Here is a 22,457-nt window from a genome sequence, read left to right on the forward strand (position 1 = left end):
TGCTTCTAAAAAAGGATCGCGCTGTGCGTTTCCTCTTCCATAGCACCTCCGGATCTCGGGGAATAGTTCCACAGAACCGCTTTGCTCGACCACCTTCACCTCATGCCCTTAAGAGCATGAACCTTGCTATTTATTTCGATGGGGCGAAGTTGCTCTGTTAGCTCTGATGCTAGACCCAATATGGGCTTGTGGGAAGAGAAAACAGGAAAATTTTTCTAAAGATCAAACACCTGCCACGTCAATTGTGCCTGATCAGATTTCGGCCCATAGAGCTGATCCATAACCTTCCACAGCGGATAGCCCATCACCTGCCAATAGCCGTGGTGCTCCTCGGCGGGTTTGGGCTGGATATCCTTGTGCTCGCCGGTGACCTCGGAGGCAATGCGGCTTAATTCCATGGCCATCCAATCATCCACGCGCACCCCGTCGATGGTGGTGAAATCTCTGCGCTCGCCGGTATAAGTGGTGTGCTGCGAGGCCTGCAGCATCACCTTAGCCAGCGAAGTCGATGGCAACTGCCTCACCATGGCCAACTCACTGGCAAGCAAGCGGGCTTGATCAATGCGGCTATCGCTTTCTAAATACGCTGTCGCATCACTGCGTTCGTCTTGGGCGCGGGCAAAGTCAATCACGGGATCGCCCTGGATAATCGAGCACACAGGATCATGCAGCGCACACACCTGCACCACATTCAGCCCCTCAAACTCCCCCGGTTGACGCTCGCCAAGCACCCCGTGACGATCGGACGGGATGGCGCCCTTGTTGGTGATAGGAAGCGCAGCTCCTGCCGCGGTCTGGTTGCCGAAGGCCCTGGAACGCTTGGGATCTGAAATCAAATACACCGCCGCTACCCGATCAGCGGGGATCTGCGTGGCCACATCGCCGGCGATGTGCGCGCCTTGAGAAAACCCAACCAGCGCCACCTTGGTATCGCTGCACTGGGCTAAAAGCTGCTGGAGGTGCTCAAGCAGCCTGCGTTCCCCCTCGCGCCGCGACACACCATAGGGCATGGCCTGGGCGTCATCTTTATCAATGGAGGTGACCATACCGGCACTGGCCGGATAGGGAGTTTGCCAGGCATCTACCCCATCGAATTGCTCAGCTACTTCTTGGACGAAGTTCCTGCCCTTGCTTAGGCCTGTGATCTCTCGCGGATCTTCCTGGGCGTTGGATTCACCCGTGCCAGGAGTGACGGCAATATGTAACGCCGGGCAGCTAGCTTGCTGGGCTTCTGCTTGCTGGGGCGCTGCTTGCTGGGCTTCTACTTGATGGGGCGCTGCCTGAACAGGCAGGCAAAGGGCGGAGGATGCGAGCAATAAAGAGACGATGCTAAGGGCTGCAGATCTGCGCATATCACTACCCTACAATGCAGGAATTGCCCCTCGGGCGAAGTTGCGAGCGCAAAAAGATGGGTACGAAAAAAGATGCGAACGAAAGGGCCGTGAATGCAAAAAATCAGCCGACGTTTGTCGACTGATCATTTGTACCCCGTACGGGATTCGAACCCGTGTTACCGGCGTGAGAGGCCGGCGTCCTAGGCCACTAGACGAACGGGGCATAGGCAAAAAGCCTGCTGGCCTACCAGGACTCGAACCTAGAATGACGGTACCAGAAACCGTAGTGTTGCCAATTACACCATAGGCCAATGTTGTGCGGCTGGGCTTTCACCCTGCTGTGCAACGAGGCTTAATATAACCACATCTGCGAAAGCCACACAAACCTGCTGGTCAGGCGGCCTGGTATGGGGTTTGCTGGCGGGCAGCACGCAGACGAGCAAGGGTGGATTCCTTACCCAGCAACTCCATGGACTCGAACAGCGGCGGCGATACCGCAGCACCCGAAATACCAACGCGCAGCGCACCATAGGCCACACGGGGCTTCAGCTCCAGCTTTTCAATCAACGCGCTGTGCAATGCCTGCTCGATATTGGCGGTGTTCCACTCATCTACGGCCTCAAGCGCAGCGATGCCTTGTTCAAGCGGTTCGATAGCTGCTTCCTTGAGGTTCTTCTTGGCGGATTTTTCATCCAATTCCAGATCCTCATCGGCTGTAACCAGGAACTTCAGCAGGCCATAGGCATCGGAGAGCGTCTTGATGCGGGTCTGCACCAAATCGGCTGCGATTGCGAACTTCTCCTCCGGGTACTCAAAGTCGTAGTACTCGCGCAGGTAGTCACGCAGGCGATCGCGGAAATCTTCAGGCGATAGCAGGCGAATATGATCCGCGTTGATCGCTTCAAGCTTCTTTTGATCAAAGCGAGCAGGGTTGGGGAGGACATCGGTGACGTCGAAATGCTCAACGAGCTCTTCTACCGAGAAGATGTCCTTATCGTGGCTCAAGGACCAACCAAGCAGCGCGAGGTAATTCAGCATGCCCTCGGGGATGATGCCGTGGTCGCGGTGATTGAACAGGTTGGACTGCGGATCGCGCTTGGAAAGCTTCTTATTGCCCTCGCCCATAACAAAGGGAAGGTGGCCGAATTCCGGGGTGCGCTCGGCAACGCCGATGGCCTTCAAAGCCTCGTAGAGGGCCAATTGGCGCGGGGTGGAAGGCAAAAGGTCCTCGCCGCGCAGCACGTGGGTAATGCCCATCAGTGCGTCATCGACGGGGTTTACCAGGGTATATAGCGGTGCACCATTGGAGCGGGCTACTACGAAGTCCGGCTGCGTGGAGGCCTTGAATTCGATCTCGCCGCGGACCAGGTCGTTCCACTTCCAGTCCTGATCTGGCATGCGCAGGCGCCACACGGGCTTGCGGCCTTCTGCCTCAAAGGCATCAATCTGCTCTTGGCTGAGGTCGCGATCGAAGTTGTCGTAGCCAAGCTGCGGGTCGCGGCCTGCGGCCTTGTGGCGTTCTTTGACTTCTTCGGCAGTGGAATAGGCCGGGTAGATGTAGCCGCCGGCTTTGAGCTTTTCAAGCACCTCGGCGTAGATATCCATGCGCTGGCTTTGGCGGTACGGCTCATCCGGACCACCTTTGACTACGCCTTCATCCCAGTCCATGCCGAGCCATTGGAGGGAATCGATAATGGCCTGGTAAGACTCTTCGGAGTCGCGCTGGGCGTCGGTATCTTCGATGCGGAAGATGAGCTTGCCGCCGTGGTGGCGTGCATAGGCCCAGTTGAATAAGGCGGTGCGCACCATGCCTACGTGGGGCGTGCCGGTGGGCGAAGGGCAGAATCGAACGCGTACTTCAGACATGGGTTTTATACTAGACTGTCCTGCCATGTGTGCATCCTCTCGCCCGGCTTCCGCGCCCGATTTTCTACTTTCTCGAGCGCATGGGTCTATCCGCACCCAGGGGGTAAAGGAGCAGTTCAATAATATCGACGACGCCATCGCGGCTCTTCGTCGCGGTGAAATGGTGGTAGGGGCCTTAGCTTTTCGACGCGACCACGCCTGCGCTTTCACCGTCCCCCAAAGCATCATCCGTGAAGATGGGCCACTAGAGCCTCATGGCTACTATCGCCAAGGACCAGGCGCGCAGCTTCATGCTAGCCTCGATGCCTTAGTTCCCGATGAGGCCGAGCATGCCCACCGCGTGGCCGCTGCGATTGAGACGATGCGCAACACCGTGCTGCGCAAGGTGGTACTTGCCCGCGCCGTCGACGTGCGCTTTGATCCGCCGGTAGATCCGCGCCTGATTGCGGCCCGCCTGATTGACCTTTCTTTGCACCGCGATGGCTTTATTGTGGATCTCTCCCCTGCTGGTGAGGACTTTGTGGGCAATATGCTCGTTGGTTCTTCACCGGAGGTGTTGATAAAAAAGCAAGGCTCCACCGTGAGCGCCTATCCCCTGGCAGGTTCTGCGCCAAGGGCGGTGGATCCGATTGAAGATAAAAAACGTGGCGAAGCCCTGTTGCGTTCGGCAAAAGATCTTGATGAACACCGCTTTGTGGTCGAGCACCTACGCCGAAAGCTTTCACCTTTGTGCTCGCATCTAGATATCCCCGATACCCCGGAATTAACCTGCACCAATGAGATGTGGCACCTGGCCACCCCCGTGCTTGGCACGCTCAAGGATGCACAGATGACTGCCCTCGAGCTCGCGCGCATCGTGCACCCCACCCCCGCGATCTGCGGCACGCCAACCGATGACGCCGAGGAGTTAATCTCTTTTGCCGAGGCAGACAGGCGCTTCTACGCCGGCGCGGTGGGCTGGGCCGAAGGTGTCGATGGGGAATTCATGGTGGCCATCAGGTGCGCTGAGGTATCCGGTGATGGCACTCACGCCCGCGCCTGGGCCGGAGGTGGCATTGTGGAGGCCTCCGATGCGCAGGCAGAGGTGGCAGAAACAAGTGCCAAATTGCGCACCATTATGAAAGCCCTTGGGCTTCGGCTTTAAAGAAAAAGCGCCAGCGATATCGCTGGCGCTTGGGAGGGCAGTAGTTAGGCTCGTTCTACTGGGTTACCCAGTTTGCCAATGCCTGGGATCTCGATTTCGATGAAGTCGCCCGGGAACATTGCAGCGGTGCCGGCTGGCGAACCGGTACAAATAATATCGCCCGGCAGCAGCGTCATGGAGGCGGTAATAAATTCGATAATCTCGCCCAGATTCATGATCATCTGGTTGGAGTTCGAATCCTGCTTGGTTTCAGTCTTGCCCTCATGGGTGAGGTGAGCCTTGATGGGCAAATTGGAGGTATCGATGGATTCGAGGTCAGTTTCAATCCACGGACCAAGTGGCGCGAAGGTATCAATGCCCTTGGCGCGAGCCCACTGGCCATCGGCAAATTGAAGATCACGCGAAGACACATCGTTGATGATGGTGAAGCCGAGCACCACCTGCTTCCAGTCTTCAGCCTTGACATTCTTGCAGGGCTTGCCAATAACGAGGGCAAGCTCGCCTTCAAATTCCACCTTGGTGGCAAAATCAGGGATCTTAATGGCGGCACCAGGGCCAATCACGGCTGTCGGGGGCTTTAAAAAGAGCGTCGGGGGCAGGTGCTCAGCACTCTTTTGGAACACCTCTGCAACGTGATCTGCATAATTGCGGCCAATCGCCACGATCTTGGAAGGCAGCATTGGTGCAAGCAGGCGGACGTCGCCAAGCTTCCATTCCTTGCCTGTGAACTTCGGTTCGGTAAACGGGGTACCTTCGATCTGGCGGCACAGGGCGTTCTCGCCTTCGCCCTCTACTACGCAGAAGGCCATTCCTTCGGGGGTCGCAATTCGTCCAAAACGCATGGAGGCCATCCTACTACGAGGGGTGGCCTTAAGGTTGGGAATTATGCAAAGCTTTCAAAGTATTCGCTTTCGTGTGCACCCTGAGCGCCAAATACAACTCGGCACAAGCAAGGGCATCACTTAAAGCATTGTGATTGCCATACCAAGGCAACCCATAGCGTTCACGCACACGAGCAAGCCGAAGATCCTCACCACGCGGATACGTGCCCATGCGCTCCATGTGCCTGCGCTCTAACGCAAAGGTATCTACCACCGGCGCGCGCAAGGGGGCATTGAAATACTTCTGGCACAGCACATCCAAAAAGGAGGTTTCCAAACTGGCAAAGTGCGCCAAGAGCACCCGGGATTCAAGCGCAGCCAAGAAGGCCTCGAGTGCGGCTTGTTGCTCGAGACCTTGGGCCACCATGGCGTCGGTGAGCTGGTGGATCGTTGCCGACTCCCCCACCGTGTGCTCAGACTTCACCACCGTATATCCCGCACCCGATAACTGGATCTCGCCACCGTTGATCGGCACCCAGCCAATAGAGATGAGGTGATCGCGCTTGGCATCAAACCCCGTGGTCTCAATATCCACAGCCAGCAGATTCAACTGATCAAGCGGCGTGGAAGGCGCAGGCCACGGCGGCATCTGCGCGAGTGCCCCGGTGGGCTTGGGTTTAGATTGAAACAGTCCAAACATGGCTTAGATATTCCGGATCGGGTACTTGGTGCTCAAAGCATTTTGCATATTCTTAATGATCTGGAAGGCATCACGCAGGTGCTCGCGGTCCAGCTTCTTCAACGCATTCGGGTCCACGTGATAATCCGGGCGCTGCCCTGCCCTAATCTGGGCTGCCTGGTGGCGCAATGCGATGGTGCTTAAAAACTCAAACGCATCAATCAAATCCTGCGCGCCGCGTTCAGACACACTGCCTACCTGGCCTGCCAGTTGGAGGCGCTGGCGCGTAGCAATCTGATCAATCCCGCCGGCGACGGCAAATAGTCGCGCTAATTGCGTGACCGCATAAATGCCGCCCTTTTTCAGATCGAGCTGGTGCACGTGCTCCCCGCTTCGCTCGACCACAAAGCCACGGAAAAATCCCAGCGGCGGTTCGCGCCGAGCAGCCAAGGTAGCAAGGTGGGCGTGCAAGCGTTTCGACGTCTGCGCCATGGCAATGGCTTCGGAATGGACTTCCTTGGCCAATTCGCTCGCACCGTGGATCGCGCGGAAATCAAAGAAGGTCTGCGCGTGCAGCAAGGCATCGGGCTCGGGGGCGGTGATCCAATGCTGGAAAGTATCAATCCACTGCCGTCGCGTCATGCGCCACTGAGGATTGGAGGCCATCATATCCCCTGGGCACAGCACCTGCCCGGCCGCATCGAGTCCACTGCATACACGCTGTGAAAGCGCCTCGAAATACTCATTGTGCTCGTCTTGGTACTCATCACTGAGCACCAGACAATTATCTTGATCCGAGGCAAGACCCATGCCTTTTCTCGCCTGCGAGCCTGCCACCACAAAGGCATAGGGCACCGGCGGTGGGCCGAGCTCTTCTTCTGCGAGCGTGCACAACCTGCGGGCAATGCCATCGGCAGCCAGGGTGAGCACGCCGCTAACAGCTTCGGCACCTGCGCCACGCTCGATAAATCGCAGCGCCACATCGTGGGCCATGCTGTAGGCCTGCGCGAGTTCTTCGGGCGTTTGCCGCGAGGAGATATCGGCGGTGATATACATCGGGTCGTTTCGAAGCAGCCGCATGATATCGGCGGCTGAGACGATGCCGATGAGCAGCTCTTGTTCATCCACCACGGGCAGGTGGTGGATGCCAAGCTCTGTCATGGTGAGCATGGCCTCCAGTGCTGAGGTCTCGGCCCTGGCCGTCACAGGTTCGATGGTGGCAATGCGCTCGATGGACTCGTGAGGATCTCTAGCCTGGGCCACCACCTTGCTGCGAAGATCACGGTCGGTAACAATGCCTCTTACCTTGCCGTCCTGGGTGATCAGCAACGATGAAACGTTGCGGCTCGTCATCACTTGGGCAGCCTCGCGGATGCTGACCTGGCCTACGGTGGCGGCGTCGCGGATCATGAATTTTTCTAGCGGCGTGCGCAGCAGCTCTGAGGAGGAATCGGAACGCAAATGCTGGGCAGCAGCGCTCATGCGCTTGGATTGGCTAGAAAAGAAGCGCTCGAATGCCGCATCTTGCTGCGCCACCTGAAGGAATGCTTCGCGTGGCAATAGCAGCAACAGGGAATCTTCTACGGCCACCATCTGATAGCGGGAGCGGTTTTCGCCCAGGATGGTGGAATAGCCAAAGCAACGTCCGGCATCGCGTCGATCCAGCAACACGCCTTGCTGATCAAGCACATCCACGGCACCCGAACGGATAATAAAGCAGTAGTCATTGGGGCTATCCAAGGCCACTACCGTCTCGCCTGCACGGACATAGCGCATGGTGCAGGCTTGAGGTAGTGGCGCAAGCAGCGTGTGGCTGAGTTGAGCAAATGGGGCGTGTTCGGCGAGGAAGTTGTGTACCTCTTGCAGTTCCACTGACATGGGCTTAGCTTAATGGTGAGCCAAGCCATATGTCTTGGTTTTTAGCAAGAAACTGCGGCGGCAATACGGTCGCCTACTTCTTCGGTGCGAATCTCTCCGCGATTTTGCACATCCTCGGCAACCGCCTCTTCGATCTTGCGGGCGTTTTCTTCATCGCCTAGGTGACGAAGCATCAGTGCCACGCTCAAGATCGCGGCAGTGGGATCTGCAATGCCCTTGCCAGCGATATCCGGGGCCGAGCCATGCACCGGCTCAAACATGGAGGGGTGTGTTCCTGTGGCATCGATATTGCCTGAGGCCGCAAGGCCAATGCCGCCGGTAATCGCGCCGGCGAGATCGGTGAGGATATCGCCAAAGAGGTTATCGGTGACGATCACGTCGTAGCGCGAAGGATCAGTGACCATATAAATGGTGGCTGCATCGATGTGGTGATAATCCACGGTGACGTCTGGGAATTCTTTGGCTACCTCGTCTACGGTGCGCTTCCACAAACCACCGGCGTTGACCAGCACATTGGTCTTGTGCACCAAGGTGAGGTGCTTCCTGCGCGCTTGGGCGCGAGCAAAAGCATCACGCACAACGCGTTCCACGCCATAGCGGGTGTTTTGCGAAACCTCCGAGGCCACCTCGTGGGGAGTGTTTTCACGCAAGGTGCCGCCGTTGCCGCAGTACAGCCCCTCAGTACCTTCGCGCACCACAACGAAGTCGATGTCGCCGGGGTTTGCCAGCGGAGATGTTGAGGAGGGGTAGAGCTTTGAGGGCCTGAGATTGACGTGGTGATCCAGCGCGAAGCGCATCTTTAATAGCAGGCCGCGTTCGAGCACGCCTGGGGGCACCTCGCCTGGAGCACCAATGGCTCCGAGCAAGATTGCATCGTGTTCGCACAAGGCTGCTAAATCGGCATCGGGCAGAATTTCGCCATTACGCAGATAGCGAGTGGCGCCGAGGTCGAATTCTGTGACCTCGACGTCATCGCGGAGCGCGCGAAGCACCTTGAGTGCCTCATTGGTTACTTCTGGGCCAATGCCGTCGCCGCCAATCACTGCCAGTTTCATTCTATGGAACTCCAATTCCCACTAGGTGAACTTACCGGCAGTCTAACACAGCCTAGGCGGCCTTTTTGGCCTGATCGAGTTCCCACTTCAATTGAGCCTCGCTTGGCGATTGCACCGGCAAGAAGGCCGCCTCGCGGAAACGTCGAGAAGCTGGAGAATGCTGCGCATAACCTGCGCCACCGGCAACACGAACCTCCAACTGGGTGGCATTAACAGCAGCCTGAGCAGCAGCAAGGCGAAGCTCAAGCAGCTCCACAGGTTGCGGCGCATCCTTGGTGGCAAGCTCTTCTTGCACACGAATCAGTTGCGCAATATCAGCCTGCACCTGCTCCACCTCGGCAGCGAACACGGCATTTACACCCTCAAGGCGCTTGGATGCCTGCTCGGCAGCCGATTGGGCCACACCCAAACACTCCGAAGTTTGCAGCAGCACGAAGGTCGGGCGAATGCTCTTGGCAAAGCTCGAAAGATCCCGCGAAAGAATCTGACGCTCAGGCACAAACACCTGATCAAACTGCAAAGAGGTAGAAGCCGTGGCATTGAGGCCAAGCAGCCCGAAAGGAGTGCCGAGGCTGACACCTTCGGCATTCGCATCCACGGCGAAGACCACCGGCTTGCCCTCGAGCTTGGCGCCGGTGATCACCAGCGACTCAGGCTTGAGGTTCGAAGCCCAGCGCAAGGTGCCGCTGACCACGAAGCCACCCTGAGCAGGTTCAGCCTCAAGCTCAACCTCACCGCAACCGGCAGCCTCTTTAAAGACCGAAGCCATGCCGGTCACACCTGGGCGCTCGCCGCGGAACAGACCCGGAAGAACCTCCTGGGCATACTCCCCGCCTGCGAGGTTGAGGTACTCAATGACCATGCTGTGGGCCCAGAGGCTAAAGGCAGCAGAAAGGTCCAAGGTGGCAATCTCGCGGATCAGGCGAATCGGTTCGAGCAACTGCCCGCCACGCGGTGCGCCAAGGCCAAGCAGATCTTGCTGTGCAAGCAGGTCGATGATGTAATCCGCGCCGAGTTCGCCTTTATCTACAGCCTGGGCGTTCTTGGCGATAGTCTCGGCAATATCTCGGGGTAATGCGCTCATTTAGACCAGCTCGGAGGTGAGGTTTGCCGGACGGGTGTAGGTGTTTACCACAGGAGACCACTTCACAGCATCGCGCTGGATCTTATCCAGGGTCTCGCGGTCTGCATCGCCCTCAAGCTCGATCTTGACGCGAACATCGGAAACGCCGGTGCGCTTGTCCTCGTCAAGGTCGCCAACGCCCCATACGGCAGAGATGTCGATATCGGATTCGATGTCGATGGCGATCTTGGTCAGCGTAACGCCGCGGTGGGTAGCGATGGCCTGGATGCCAACAGAAATGCAGGAAGCCAGAGCAGCCTGCGCAACCTCGGTGGGGTTGCCTGCGCTGTTATCGCCAAGAAGCTGAGGGGGCTCAGCCACGAGGACCGGCTCCAGATCGCGGATCTGGGTGTAGTTGCGGAACTGGCCGTCTGCCTCGGTGTGGGTCTTAATCTGCTTCTTGCCACCGGCGGGGTTTTCCTGGTTCTTCTGAGCCAGGGATGCAAGACGCTCGGCATCGATGGGTTCGAGTGCTTCGCCGGGCTTGTGGTTAGGGGTGAGATCAGACATGAAGTTCCTTTCAGTAGGTCGGTCTCAACCATACTAAAGCGTTCCGTCTATTTTTGCCATACCGAGCGGTCTATTTTATTCATACAAAAGAAAACGCCGCCCAAAGGCGGCGTCAACGCAAGCGCCAAGAGGGATGATCACCCCTTGGCGCTAGACCTGATTAAGAACCGAAATCAACGGCGAAGCACTCTGCGCCGATCTCGCCTGCGATCTCATTGAGCAGATCTTCTTCCACCGCGCGATCCACGCGCAGGATCAGGGTAGCTCCGCCACCTTCTGCATCTTGAGACAGCGCAGCAGCATCGATGTTGATGCCATTGCTGCCCAGCTTCGTGCCAACCTTGCCCAGCGCGCCGGGGGCGTCGCTGTACTGGAAAAAGAGGTTGTAGCCACGGGCGCGAAGATCCAAGCCACGGGAGTTAATGCGCACGATCTTCTCCACGCCATTGAGCCCAGTCAGCGCACCGATCACCGAAGCAGTGGTGCCATCGGCGGCAACCGCACGCACCTCGAGCACCGAACGGTGCGTCTTGGATTCGGTGTGGGTGGACACTTCCACCTCTACCCCACGCTCTTCTGCGATGCGCGGAGCATTGACAAACGTGACAGGTTCTTCAACGATGCCCGAGAACAAACCGCGCAGCGCCGCGAGGCCAAGCACGTCGACGTTTTCGCTGGAAAGCTCACCGCGAGCCTCAACCTCCAGGGAAACCGGTGCTTGATCCAATAGCCTGCCTGCCACCAAGCCGAGCTTGCGGGCAAGATCGAGCCACATCGATACCTCTTCGCCCACCTGGTTACCGGCAACGTTGACGGCATCGGGGACGAATTCGCCAGCCAGGGCCTTTAGCACCGAAGCCGCAACATCGGTGCCGGCGCGATCCTGAGCCTCAACCGTTGAAGCACCAAGGTGCGGAGTCACCACGACCTCGTCAAGCTCAAAGAGGGGCGAATCGGTGCAAGGCTCGGTTTCAAACACATCGAAGCCTGCGCCACGGATCTTGCCCGAACGGATGGCGTCGGCAAGCGCCTGCTCGTTGACCAATCCACCGCGCGCAGCGTTGATGATGATCTGACCCTGCTTCGACTTCGCAAGCAACTCGGCATCAAACATGCCGGCAGTTTCCTTGGTCTTGGGCAGGTGAATGGTGACGAAATCGGAGCGCTGCATGAGCTCTTCAAGATCGACCAACTGCACACCCAACTGAGCAGCACGAGCCGGATTTGCATAAGGATCGTAGGCAATGATGGTGGTTTCAAACGCAGCCAAGCGCTGGGCAAACAGCTGACCGATGTGGCCAAAGCCCACGATGCCGATGGTCTTGCCAAAGATCTCTACACCGGAGAAAGAAGAGCGCTTCCACTGAGCATCACGCAAGGTCTTATCTGCCGCGGGAATCTGACGCGCGGTGGACAAGAGCAAGGAGATGGCGTGCTCGCAGGCCGAGTGAATATTGGAAGTCGGGGCGTTTGCCACCATCACACCGCGTTCAGTCGCAGCGGCAATATCCACGTTATCGAGGCCAACGCCGGCGCGACCAACAATCTTGAGGTTCTTGGCGGCGTCGAGCACTTCCTTATCCACGGTGGTAGCAGAACGCACCAGCAGTGCATCGGCGTCAACGACGGCCTTGAGTAACTCAGGGCGGTTTGGGCCATCAACCCAACGTACTTCTACGGAATCTCCCAGTGCATCCACGGTGGACTGGGCGAGTTTATCGGCAATGAGGACGACCGGACGGGTGTTGCTCACGAAAATTGCTCCTGAAATGGAAAATGCTGCTTTGCCGTGGCGACACGACCGCGCCACCGCGCCAAAGGACCACGCCTTCCCAATTGTGGCGTGCGACGCGACAAGCATAACGCCAACCGCCTCCGACTGAGACACCCATTTGCACACCACTCCCCCCATTTGCGCACGCGGATCCACCGAGAAAAACTTCAAGCATCCCCCAAACGCGGGGGCTGCACGCCAATAGTGCTCTGAAGGTTCGGTGCCGATGCACCCCTGGCAAGACCCGGCGCGACGAGCGCCAAGCATGCGACGTTGGTGCCGCGTGTGCGTTGGTTTTAGGTGCGGCGTTGGCGCTAGTAGCCCATCAACGCAAGCCAGGGCACGGGCTTGAACTGTTCGGACTCTAATAACCAATCGCTTTGTTTGCCGTCTTCTTGGCCAATAAAGGAGCCATCGCGAAGGATCGCTGCGTGCCAGGGAGCTTGAATATCGAAGCGTTCGTAGCGTTGTTGTGCTTGGGCCAAAGAGCCTGCGCCTCGTACATCTGCTGCCAGAGCAAAGGCCACTTGGGGGAAGCGGAAATTCAGATCCTTAGGATGGCCAATTTGCTCTTGGTCTTCAGCCACCACGATCAGGGCTTTTTGGGCGAGCTGGTTTTGCTTGACAATGGTGGCCAGCAGTTTGGCCACGGCGTTGAGTTCTTCGCTTTCAACAACGCCCTCGCCTACTTTGGAGGCGTCGATGGCCACATGGATATTTGGCAAGCTCAAGGCTTGGCTGAAGGTATTGACTTGCTGGACCAGCAACTCATCGCCTGGTTCAAAAAGCAGCACACCAAAATCGCCGGCGCCTTCAAGGCGCTTGGCCCAATCCAGCACCCGTTGTTGATTAGCGCTAAATGATTCTTGGCCGATCAGCGTTGAAGCTCGCATCCATTTGCCAGTTGCACCCTGGGTAGTGATCGGGTCTTGGTCTTCTGGATTGCTTGCATCATCGCCATTGCCCGCGGCTTCTGATTGATCCACGCCGCCGGGTTGGATGTAGATGGGCTCTCGGCTAAAGACGATGCCGCGGCCGTTGGGAAGCCAGTGGCGGATCTGTTCGGCTTCTTCGATGCGGCGGCTCAGTGTTTCCTCGTTGCCAAATTGAGAGCCCAGGGCAATCAGTGGTTCTTCTGCCAAACCAGCCACGCTGAGTGCAGTTTGGGCATCAAAGCGTGGATCTGGAAACGGCAGCACCTCCAGTGCTGCGCCGTATGCTCGCGCGGTGGCAGCAGCAGCGATGGAAGATTCGGGGCTTGCGATTACCAATGGGGTTTGATCAGCATCGCGTTTCGATTGGCCGGGGAAGCCATGCGGTACTTCATCTTCTCTCGCCTTTGGTATCTCTGGTGCAGGCCCAATATTTGGCCAATCGGGTACCAGCAGCGTGGCGTCGTCGGCTTCAAGCCCAGCAATGGCGGCGGTGACATCTTGGCGGTTACTCACCGGCATCGGGTTGAATTTCAAGGCAGTGAGGTGCCCGAGGGCATCTTCGGTGCCGGGATCTTGGATCACCATCACTTCGCCACGGGTGGTGGCGATGCTGACGTCTCCTACTAATAAGACATAGCGGGCTTGAAGCCGATCCACCTCGTTGAGCACGGTTGAGCGGTTATCATCGCGCATGGTCACCATGGGCGAGTGGCTGACCACCGCTAGTGATGCTGCGCGCAACTGCGAGTGGATCTCGTCATCAGAGATGATCAGGGTGTTGGAATCTTTAAAAAAGCGCTGGGAGGCCGCTACCCCATCGCCAAAGGGATCACCAATGACTTCTGGGGTTTGCTGAAAATCCGTTGAGGCGTGGTGGCTGAGGTTTTCGGCACGGGCATTTTCTAAGGCTTGCTCGTATGTTTTGGGCTCATCGCTTCCAAATACGCAGGCACTTAAGAGCAAGGTCAAAGCACTTGCCAATGCCAGTTTTGCCTTCACCGAACCAGCCTCCTTTTTCAGCACAGAAAAACCCCACTCCGCGGTGGGGTTTTTAAGGGTAGCACCTTAGTTATTAAAGGCCTCTGGGCCTTCTTCACCGGCGCTTAAATCTGCCTCGTCTACGTCGTGGACTGCAGTGGTGCCCATGGCGTCTTCGATCATGGCAAGCAACCTGCGGCGGCGATCATTAAAGAAGGCCTCGGCGTTGGCGCTAAATAGTAGGTAGGGATCAAGCTGGTGGCTTGAAAGCACCTGATCAAATTCCTCATCATCCATCAGCGACTTGGATTGCACTCGATAGAGGTAGCGCGCCGGGGAGCTTTCTTCCACCATGACGTAGGTGCGCCGCCCCATGGGGGTGCGGTTGAGCACCGAGTGTGCAAGCACCGGGTCGATACCGTTTTCCTCGCACCAGCGAAGCGGGAAGATGGTGCGGAAATGCACGCCCATGGCGGGGGCTGTGTGCTGATCGATCACCGTGCCGGTGCGCCAATCCCTGGCCCCGAGCCCCTCGAGCAAGGCGTAGATGCCTTTATACAATCCGGAGTCTGGGCCGGCGGAAAGCAGGCGGGATTCTACAAAGCGTGCACCGCTGATAGAGGCAGGCAGTGCTTCGCGCTGGCCGCGAATCCATGCGGTGACTTCGTCTACGTCTTGGCCCATGCGGATGGTAAGCGCTGGGGAGCCGTAGAGTTCACCGAACACACCGCACCAGAACCAGCGATTGAGTCGATCCCAGGATTGCTTCTGCGTCATCACATGGGGATCTTCTGCGAGCAAGGCGATGATTGCCGCGAGCGGAACGAGCTGCTGGGTATAGGGCACCTGCGAGGTGGTGAGCATGCAGCGCTGGCGCATATAGTTCGCGGCTTCATGGAAGGCTGCGCGCACTTTCTTTGCCGCAGGCAGGTATTCGCGAAGCGAAAGCGCAAGCACGGCTTCGCGCTGGCCACTGGCATGGCCTTGCAAGGCGGTGACATAGAGTGCCACCGCGCTTAGGAAATCAGTTTTGGTGATGCCATCAAGCGCTGGGTATCGACGCAGCACCGATTCGGTAAGCGCCCAGTCGTCGTGGAGGCGGAAATCCGGATCTTCCGCAGCAAAGACGGCGGTGAGCAGTTCGAAGACGTCCATTTGCAAACCGTGCGCATTGGCTTGGGCAAAAATGGAGCCGATGCTGGCTTGTGCCGTTTCGCGGTCGAGGCGAGTCATCGGCACTGCGTAGCGCACCAGTGGACGAAGCACTGCGTTATGGAAGCGCTTGGTGCGCTCGCGTTGGCCTTCATCAGAGCGGCCGGCAAGATCAAAGAGCATGTCTGATCCGCGGTCGGTCAGCAGCGTGTGCACCGGGATGAGTCCGGCTTCGATGGCGGTGTCTTCGCTAATGGTCTCAGGCAAACCAACGGCGAAGTGTGATCGCACATGGCCGTGCTCGTCAACGGAAATGACGGCCTCGTCGGGCATCACTTCGCTTTCCACGGCGCGGTTGATATCGACGAAGAAGCGTCGTTTAGCTTTCTTGTTGCGCAGATCCACAGACTCTACGAGTCCATCGCCGCGTAAGCACTGGTACAAGGTGGTGATGCGTTGCTGGCCGTCGAGCAGCAGCATGCCGGGAGCCACACCGGTATCCGGCGCACCCTGGATTGGGCGCGGGCGAAAGCGCATGGGCTCGTTGCGGGTATCCAGGGCCATCAGGGTGCCGATTGGATAGCCACGCAGCACCGTTACCAGCAGGGATCGAATGCGATCGACATCCCAGCGATAGTCGCGCTGGAAGTCTGGAAGCTGCAGATCTCCTCGGTCGATGCGGTTGAAGATGTCAATGAGGTCGTAACTTGGAGTACTAAAACCCATGGGGTTGAGTCTAGCTGTGATGGCAAACTTCCTCGTGGGCGCCGTGGCCGGAAACTTCGATTTGGATCGTGGAATGCCCCACACCGTGATGCTTCAATGCAGCTTGTGCTCGATCAAGAAGGTCACAATCGGTGGTGACTGGTGTTTCCACCACGAGGTGGCAGGTGGCCAAAATCTCAGCGCCGTCGAGGCTCCACACGTGAAGATCGTGCACGGCGGTGACGCATTCTAGTGATTCGAGGCTTTGGCGAATCTCGTTAGTATCTACATTCGCAGGCACTCGTTCAAGCAATACGTTTAGGGCGTTCCACAGCAGTTGCATTGCTCGCGGCAGGATCAAGGCGGCGATGATCAGCGAGGCTACGGTATCGGCCCAGAACCAGCCGAAGGAAAGCATGAGGATCGATGCGATGATCACGGCGATGGAGCCGAAGAGATCGACAAGCACGTGCAGGTAGGCGCCCTGGATGTTCATGCTGTGTTCGCGGTCGCGGTGCAGCACCAGTGCGCTGATGATGTTGGCAACCAGGCCGATGGTGCCGATGAGCAAGGTGGTGCTGGCGTTATTGACTGCCCCGTTGCTGAGGCGGTTGAATGCTTCGACCACGATCCAGATTGACACTCCAGCCACCGTGACGGCGTTGAGCATCGCGGCGAAGACCTCAATGCGCTTATAGCCGTAGGTGGCTTTGGCGTTGGCGGCCTTGCTGGCCATGAGCGTGGCTACTAAGGCCACGACAAGGCCGGTGGAATCCGAGAGCATGTGCATTGCATCAGAGACCAAGGCCAAGGAGCCGGCGATGGCGCCTCCGATGAGCTCGACTAGGAAGATGCTGCCGGTAACGCCCAAGGCGATCAGCAATGAGCGAGTGCCGCGAGGTTCAGCGTGGGAGTGCATGGCGCACAGTGTAGCCAGAAACAGCGCTTATTGAAACCCTATTGAAAACCCTCCCCCGCCTCACTACCCCCACGACAGCAGAGCAAAAAGGCAACTGCCCCACACACCCAACTATCTGGGTATGCGGGGCAGTGTTGATTGCGGTATTTCAGCCTCGCTTAGCCTGCGGCCTTGAGGCGGTCTCGCGTGAGGCAGCCTCGCTTTAAGCAGTCTCGCCTTAGGCAGTCTCGGTGATCGGGTTCTTCACCCAGCTCATCAGATCGCGCAGCTTTGCACCGGTCTTTTCAATGGGGTGCGATGCTACTTCTTCGCGCATGCGCTTGAGCTCAGGCTGGCCGTTTTCTACGTCCTTGACCATGTCTTGGACGAACTTGCCGGACTGAATATCTGCCAGCACGTCCTTCATGCGCTGCTTGGCACCTTCGTCGATGATGCGCGGGCCTGCAACATAGCCACCCAGCTCTGCAGTTTCAGAGATGGAGTAGTTCATGTTGGCCAGGCCGCCTTCCCACACGAGGTCCACGATGAGCTTCATCTCGTGCAGCACCTCAAAGTAGGCCATTTCGGGGGCGTAGCCAGCTTCGGTGAGCACCTCAAAACCGGCCATCATCAGGTATTCCAGGCCACCGCAGAGCACGGCTTGCTCACCAAAGAGGTCCGTTTCGGTTTCTTCGCGGAAGGAGGTCGGAATCACGCCGGCACGAGCACCGCCGATGGCTGCGGCGTAGGACAGCGCGAGAGCCTTGCCTTCACCGGTGGGGTCTTGTTCCACAGCGATCAGGCAGGGCACGCCCTTGCCGTCGACAAACTGGCGGCGCACCAGGTGGCCTGGGCCTTTCGGTGCAACCATGGCCACGGTGAGGTATTCGGCAGGTTCGATCAGGCCGAAGTGAATGTTCAGGCCGTGGGCGAAGAAGATCGCGTTTCCTTCGCTCAAGTTAGGAGCGATTTCCTCGTTGTAGATCTTCGGGATGGAGGTATCCGGAGCCAGGATCATCACAACATCGGCCCATGCAGCGGCGTCTGCGTTGCTCATCACCTTAAAGCCGGCTTCTTCAGCCTTTGCTGCAGACTTCGAGCCTTCACGCAGGCCAATCACGACCTCGACGCCGGAATCGCGCAAACACATTGCGTGTGCGTGACCCTGGGAGCCATAACCCACGACGGCTACCTTGCGTCCTTGGATCAGGGAGAGATCAGCATCTGCGTCGTACAAAATTTCAATAGCCACTGCTATCACCTTTCTATCGCTTCCACACTCATCGTATATCAAAATGTGGGACGGTGGAAGCTAATTTGTCTCATTTTGTGGGATTTTTAAGCTTTTCGACGGCCGCGTTAGCGGTTTCCGCTCGGCGCCATGGTTTTAGGCCCTCGCGAAAGCGCAATTTGACCAGAAGAGATCAACTCGCGAATACCAAAGGGTTCAAGCACATCCAAGAGGGCGCGCAGCTTGCCCTTCGTGCCCGTTGCCTCGATCACCACCGACTCCGGTGCCACATCCACCACGCGGGCGCGGAAGATATTGGCAGCATCAACCACCTGCGGCCTGTTGGTGGCATCGGCAGATACCTTCACCATCATCAAACCGCGAGCCACCGTGGTGTCCTCGTCCAAGCGCACCACCTTTAACACCGGCACGAGCTTGTTTAATTGCTTGGTGATCTGCTCAATCGTGTTCTCATCAGCATCAGCAACGATGGTCAGGCGATTGATGCCTTTTTGCTCAGTAATGCCCGAGACGATCGAAACGAGGCTGAAGCCACGGCGCGAGAACATCGCGGCAACGCGCGAAATGATGCCGTCGGAGTCTTTGACCAGCACACTCAAAATGTGCCTGGAAATTTCAGTATTACTCATGACATATCCTCCTAGGCCTGCTCGTCGCGGCGCTCTAAGGCTTCTTCGATGCCCTGGTCGACAGCCTCGTCGATATCGGAAAGTTCAACTGCAGCGGACTCTTCGTCGTCGAAAAGCGGGCGAAGATCCCTGGCGTATTCGATCTCGGAGTTGGAATTGCCCGCAGCCACCATCGGCCACACCTGGGCGTCTTGGCCAACGATGAAGTCGATCAGCACCGGACGATCATTGATCGAACGCGCCTTTTCAATCGCCGGAATGATCTCCTCTTCCTTGGTCACGCGGATAGCAACGCAACCTTGGGCCTCGGCAAGGCCAACGAAATCCGGCAGGTAATGATCCTGCTCGCGCAGCTTGGTGTTGGAATAGTGCCCGCCATAGAACAGGGTCTGCCACTGGCGCACCATGCCCAAGTTGCCGTTATTAATCACAGCAACCTTGATGGGGAAACCCTCAACGGTGCAGGTGGTCAGCTCCTGATTGGTCATCTGGAAGCAGCCATCGCCATCAATCGCCCACACCTCGGCATCGGGATCGCCAGCTTTTGCACCCATGGCCGCAGGAACCGAATAACCCATGGTGCCCAAACCACCAGAGTTCAGCCACTTACGCGGTTGCTCAAAGTCAAGGAATTGCGCGCACCACATCTGGTGCTGGCCAACACCGGCACAGAACACCGCGTCTTTATCGGCATGCTTGGCAATCGCACGGATCACCGCCTGCGGCTCCAACATCCCGTCGTCGCTTTCATCCCAACCGCGCGGGAACTTCTCTTTGAGGTTGTCCAAGTAGTGACGCCAACGGTCGATCTTGGGCTTGGGCAGCGCCAACTGCTTGGAGGTTTCAAGCAGCGCACGAAGCACCTCTGCCGCATCGCCCACGATGGGCACATCTGCGCTACGAATCTTGCCAATCTCCGCCGGATCAATATCGGCGTGAATCACCTTGGCATCAGGAGCGAAACTATCAACGGCACCGGTGACGCGATCATCAAAACGAGTACCGATAGCGATCAGCAAATCAGAGCGCTGCATCGAAGCCACCGCCGGCACCGTGCCATGCATACCAGGCATGCCCATGTGCAATTCATGAGAATCCGGGAAAGCACCAAGAGCCATCAGCGTGGTCACCACCGGCACACCGAGATATTCAGCCAATTGGCGCAACTCTTCAGAAGCATTGGCCTTCACCACACCACCGCCGATATACAGCACCGGGCGCTTGGCCTCGGAAATCATGCGGGCAGCCTGTTCGATCGGGCGGTTGTGGGGGGTAAGCACGGGGCGATAACCGGGCAGATCAATCACCGGCGGCCATTGGAAATCCATCTCCATGGCCTGGATATCTTTAGGAATATCCACCAACACCGGACCAGGGCGGCCCGTGCTAGCCAGGTGGAAGGCCTCGGCAATCGCCTGCGGAATTTCCTCTGGGGAGGTGACCATGAAGTTGTGCTTAGTCACCGGCATGGTGATGCCGCGAACATCGGCTTCTTGGAACGCATCGGAACCAAGCAAGCTGCGGCCAACCTGGCCGGTAATGGCCACCAAGGGCACCGAGTCGAGATAGGCATCTGCGATTGGAGTAACCAAGTTGGTGGCACCAGGGCCGGAGGTTGCAATACACACACCAACCCGCCCGGTGACCTGCGCATAACCAGTAGCTGCATGCCCTGCGCCTTGCTCGTGACGCACGAGCACATGGCGTAGCTCCTCTGCGTCGTAGAGGGCGTCGTAGAGGGGAAGCACTGCGCCACCAGGTAGACCGAACACTGTGTCGGTGCCGAGTTCTTCTAGTGATCGCACCACAGCTTGCGCACCGGTCATGCGCTGGGGCTGCTGGGCCTTTCGACGCGCGGCGAGCATCGCCGGGCTAGGTGTTGTGGGCTTGTTTGGGGCTGCCACGACTTCAAGCTCCTTTTTCCATCTCAGTGCTACGGAGGTGTACCGCAACTTCGCAATCATCCCACCGGGTCAAACAACAAAACCCTCGCTTCAGCTACTGCTGGCGAGGGCGTCTGACGTTACGACTTGTAGGCCGCTACGGCAGGCGCCGCTCGGTAATTACTACAAGTCGAAGGATGTTCACAGGGCGTTATTTTACACAGCAGACCACGGCAAACAGATTCTTCCCCCTGCTCCACCCCCGAAATGCCCCACAACGTCGAAAATGAGCTGCTTCACACTACCCCCGCACTATGCCCTAAATTTCACCTTGCGCCCCCTGCTTGAGATTGCTCACCCACCACGGAAGCAACCTCGCTTAGGTGTCTATAGTTGGGCGCATGCCGTTTAGCTATCTTCTGCACAAATTCTGGATTTGGATGGTGGAGACTGGCTTTAACCTCGGTCTTCTTATCATCTTGGTTTTCCTCGTCCCACGCGCAGGCCGCCTTGCCATGCGCATTGTGGAAAGGAAGGTGATCGATCAAAACGATCGAGAATCCAAAACCCACCTCGCCTTTGCAGGCGTAGCTGTCTATATTGCGCAGCTCATTGCCTACTTTGTCTTATTCGTCTTTATCCTGCAGCAGCTCGGCTTCTCACTGGCGGGTGCTGCCATTCCTGCCACCGCGGCCTCAGCCGCCATTGGTTTAGGCGCCCAGTCGATCATTGCCGACTTCCTCGCAGGCTTTTTCATCTTGAGCGAACGCCAATTCGGCGTGGGCGACTGGGTGCGCTTTGAAGGTGGCGCAGCCACCGTTGAAGGCACCGTCATTCAGATCACCATGCGTGCTACCCGCATCCGCACCCTGGCCGAAGACACCGTGATCGTGCCGAACTCCAAGGCCGGCGTATGCATTAACAGCTCAAATTATTGGTCGAAGGCCGTATGTAAAGTCTCGGTGCCGCTGCTTGGCTCCGATTCGATCTATCAGGCCATTGACCGTGCAGGAAAAGCTGCCCAAAAGGCCCTAAACCAACACGACGTGGCAGAAAAGGTCCTTGGCCAGCTCGACGTGCACCCCTCCTTGGACGTCACCCCACCAACCACCGTGGGCATGCCGTGGACTTCGGATATGCGCTTTGTAGTCCAGGTCCAGCCTGGCACCCAGTGGTTTGTCGAGCGCGCAATCCGCACCGAGATCATTAATGAGTTCTGGCGCGAATACGGCTCAGCCCCCACACTGACTGGTGCGTTTGCCGAAGAGTTCCAAACAGCAGCCCCAGAAGCTTCGGAAAGCAACGAGACCGCCTCCACCACGCAGGATCACGCCCACGGCCACAGCGTGAAAAACTCCATCGAACGGATCGATCACCCCGAAGATCCGGCAGCGGAGGAAGAAGCACCGGCCACCTTGAACAAGCAAGACGATCCAGTGCACTACACCGGCTGGCGCAGGATCATTACCGGCGGCGGCAAGACCAGGGTCTCTACCGCATTATTGCTGGGCGCTTTCGGCATATTGCTGGTACTCAAAGGTTTGACCTGGTCGCCGGATGATCAAAACTACGACGGCACCGTTGGTTTGCTGGCTCCTGAGCGTTTTAGCACCTCCAGCACCAGCCCAACGCCGAGCGAGGCACCCGCCACCTCATACCCGCAGCAGCAACCCACCCAGCAGCAGCAAACTCAGCAACCCACTGCCACCTCACCGCAGCAACCAACTGGCGAGCCCACCACCACGGCCGAGCCAGAAGGCGGCGAGCAGGAGCGCGGCCAAAGCGAGCGCACCTCTGAGCGGGAGGGTGCCGAGGGCCTTTTCCCGCTGCGCTAGAATCTT

The 22,457-nt window shown here is 57.9% G+C and carries 17 protein-coding genes and 2 tRNA genes; 2 read left to right on the top strand and 17 right to left on the bottom strand.

Going from position 1 to position 22,457, the window contains the following annotated elements; translation table 11 throughout:
• Positions 1 to 215: 215 nt before the first annotated feature.
• The 4 genes from CPPEL_RS06385 to gltX all read right to left on the bottom strand — a co-directional run bounded on the left by CPPEL_RS06385 (position 216) and on the right by gltX (position 3,200).
• Positions 216 to 1,352 (bottom strand): cutinase family protein, encoded by a 1,137-nt coding sequence (locus CPPEL_RS06385; RefSeq protein ID WP_123960337.1) that lies wholly within the window; start codon positions 1,350 to 1,352, stop codon positions 216 to 218.
• Between the two features lie 132 nt (positions 1,353 to 1,484).
• A tRNA-Glu gene (locus CPPEL_RS06390) sits at positions 1,485 to 1,557 on the bottom strand.
• Between the two features lie 16 nt (positions 1,558 to 1,573).
• Positions 1,574 to 1,645, bottom strand: a tRNA-Gln gene (locus CPPEL_RS06395).
• Positions 1,646 to 1,727: 82 nt separating this feature from the next.
• The gene (gene gltX, locus CPPEL_RS06400) at positions 1,728 to 3,200 is read right to left on the bottom strand and encodes a glutamate--tRNA ligase (protein WP_123960338.1); all 1,473 of its coding nucleotides are present in this window, start codon (positions 3,198 to 3,200) and stop codon (positions 1,728 to 1,730) included.
• A 25-nt stretch (positions 3,201 to 3,225) separates the two neighbouring features.
• Between gltX and CPPEL_RS06405 the strand changes: the two genes are divergently transcribed.
• Positions 3,226 to 4,344, top strand: a complete 1,119-nt coding sequence (locus CPPEL_RS06405; RefSeq protein WP_123960339.1) for an isochorismate synthase — start codon at positions 3,226 to 3,228, stop codon at positions 4,342 to 4,344.
• Positions 4,345 to 4,388: 44 nt separating this feature from the next.
• Here the strand turns inward: CPPEL_RS06405 and CPPEL_RS06410 are convergent, their stop codons facing one another.
• The 13 genes from CPPEL_RS06410 to CPPEL_RS06470 form a co-directional block, all read right to left on the bottom strand.
• A complete protein-coding gene (locus CPPEL_RS06410) occupies positions 4,389 to 5,186 on the bottom strand; it encodes a fumarylacetoacetate hydrolase family protein (RefSeq protein ID WP_123960340.1) in 798 nt (265 codons plus the stop codon).
• A gap of 28 nt (positions 5,187 to 5,214) precedes the next feature.
• On the bottom strand, positions 5,215 to 5,865 hold the full coding sequence (locus CPPEL_RS06415) for a 3'-5' exonuclease (RefSeq protein ID WP_123960341.1): 651 nt from the start codon (positions 5,863 to 5,865) through the stop codon (positions 5,215 to 5,217).
• 3 nt (positions 5,866 to 5,868) lie between these two features.
• A complete protein-coding gene (locus CPPEL_RS06420; protein ID WP_123960342.1) occupies positions 5,869 to 7,722 on the bottom strand; it encodes a putative nucleotidyltransferase substrate binding domain-containing protein in 1,854 nt (617 codons plus the stop codon).
• A gap of 41 nt (positions 7,723 to 7,763) precedes the next feature.
• On the bottom strand, positions 7,764 to 8,777 hold the full coding sequence (locus tag CPPEL_RS06425; protein ID WP_123960343.1) for a 3-isopropylmalate dehydrogenase: 1,014 nt from the start codon (positions 8,775 to 8,777) through the stop codon (positions 7,764 to 7,766).
• A gap of 52 nt (positions 8,778 to 8,829) precedes the next feature.
• Positions 8,830 to 9,861: an acyl-CoA dehydrogenase family protein gene (locus CPPEL_RS06430; protein ID WP_123960344.1), complete on the bottom strand. Its 1,032-nt coding sequence runs from the start codon at positions 9,859 to 9,861 to the stop codon at positions 8,830 to 8,832.
• A complete protein-coding gene (locus CPPEL_RS06435; RefSeq protein ID WP_123960345.1) occupies positions 9,862 to 10,410 on the bottom strand; it encodes an OsmC family protein in 549 nt (182 codons plus the stop codon).
• A gap of 160 nt (positions 10,411 to 10,570) precedes the next feature.
• Positions 10,571 to 12,163 carry a phosphoglycerate dehydrogenase gene (gene serA, locus CPPEL_RS06440; protein ID WP_245990405.1) on the bottom strand — a complete coding sequence of 531 codons (1,593 nt, stop codon included), beginning with the start codon at positions 12,161 to 12,163 and terminating at the stop codon, positions 10,571 to 10,573.
• Between the two features lie 335 nt (positions 12,164 to 12,498).
• A complete protein-coding gene (locus tag CPPEL_RS06445; protein ID WP_123960347.1) occupies positions 12,499 to 14,118 on the bottom strand; it encodes a hypothetical protein in 1,620 nt (539 codons plus the stop codon).
• Positions 14,119 to 14,184: 66 nt separating this feature from the next.
• The gene (locus tag CPPEL_RS06450; RefSeq protein WP_123960348.1) at positions 14,185 to 15,975 is read right to left on the bottom strand and encodes a GmrSD restriction endonuclease domain-containing protein; all 1,791 of its coding nucleotides are present in this window, start codon (positions 15,973 to 15,975) and stop codon (positions 14,185 to 14,187) included.
• 10 nt (positions 15,976 to 15,985) lie between these two features.
• Positions 15,986 to 16,873 carry a cation diffusion facilitator family transporter gene (locus tag CPPEL_RS06455; RefSeq protein ID WP_123960349.1) on the bottom strand — a complete coding sequence of 296 codons (888 nt, stop codon included), beginning with the start codon at positions 16,871 to 16,873 and terminating at the stop codon, positions 15,986 to 15,988.
• 217 nt (positions 16,874 to 17,090) lie between these two features.
• A complete protein-coding gene (ilvC, locus tag CPPEL_RS06460; protein WP_123960350.1) occupies positions 17,091 to 18,104 on the bottom strand; it encodes a ketol-acid reductoisomerase in 1,014 nt (337 codons plus the stop codon).
• A 107-nt stretch (positions 18,105 to 18,211) separates the two neighbouring features.
• Positions 18,212 to 18,733 carry an acetolactate synthase small subunit gene (ilvN, locus tag CPPEL_RS06465; RefSeq protein ID WP_123960351.1) on the bottom strand — a complete coding sequence of 174 codons (522 nt, stop codon included), beginning with the start codon at positions 18,731 to 18,733 and terminating at the stop codon, positions 18,212 to 18,214.
• Positions 18,734 to 18,744: 11 nt separating this feature from the next.
• Entirely contained in the window at positions 18,745 to 20,697 is a 1,953-nt protein-coding gene (locus tag CPPEL_RS06470) for an acetolactate synthase large subunit (protein ID WP_123960352.1), read from the bottom strand.
• Between the two features lie 320 nt (positions 20,698 to 21,017).
• Between CPPEL_RS06470 and CPPEL_RS11220 the strand changes: the two genes are divergently transcribed.
• Positions 21,018 to 22,451: a mechanosensitive ion channel family protein gene (locus CPPEL_RS11220; protein ID WP_206608919.1), complete on the top strand. Its 1,434-nt coding sequence runs from the start codon at positions 21,018 to 21,020 to the stop codon at positions 22,449 to 22,451.
• The last annotated feature ends 6 nt before the right edge of the window (positions 22,452 to 22,457 follow it).

The organism is Corynebacterium pseudopelargi (assembly GCF_003814005.1).
Lineage (GTDB): Bacteria > Actinomycetota > Actinomycetes > Mycobacteriales > Mycobacteriaceae > Corynebacterium > Corynebacterium pseudopelargi.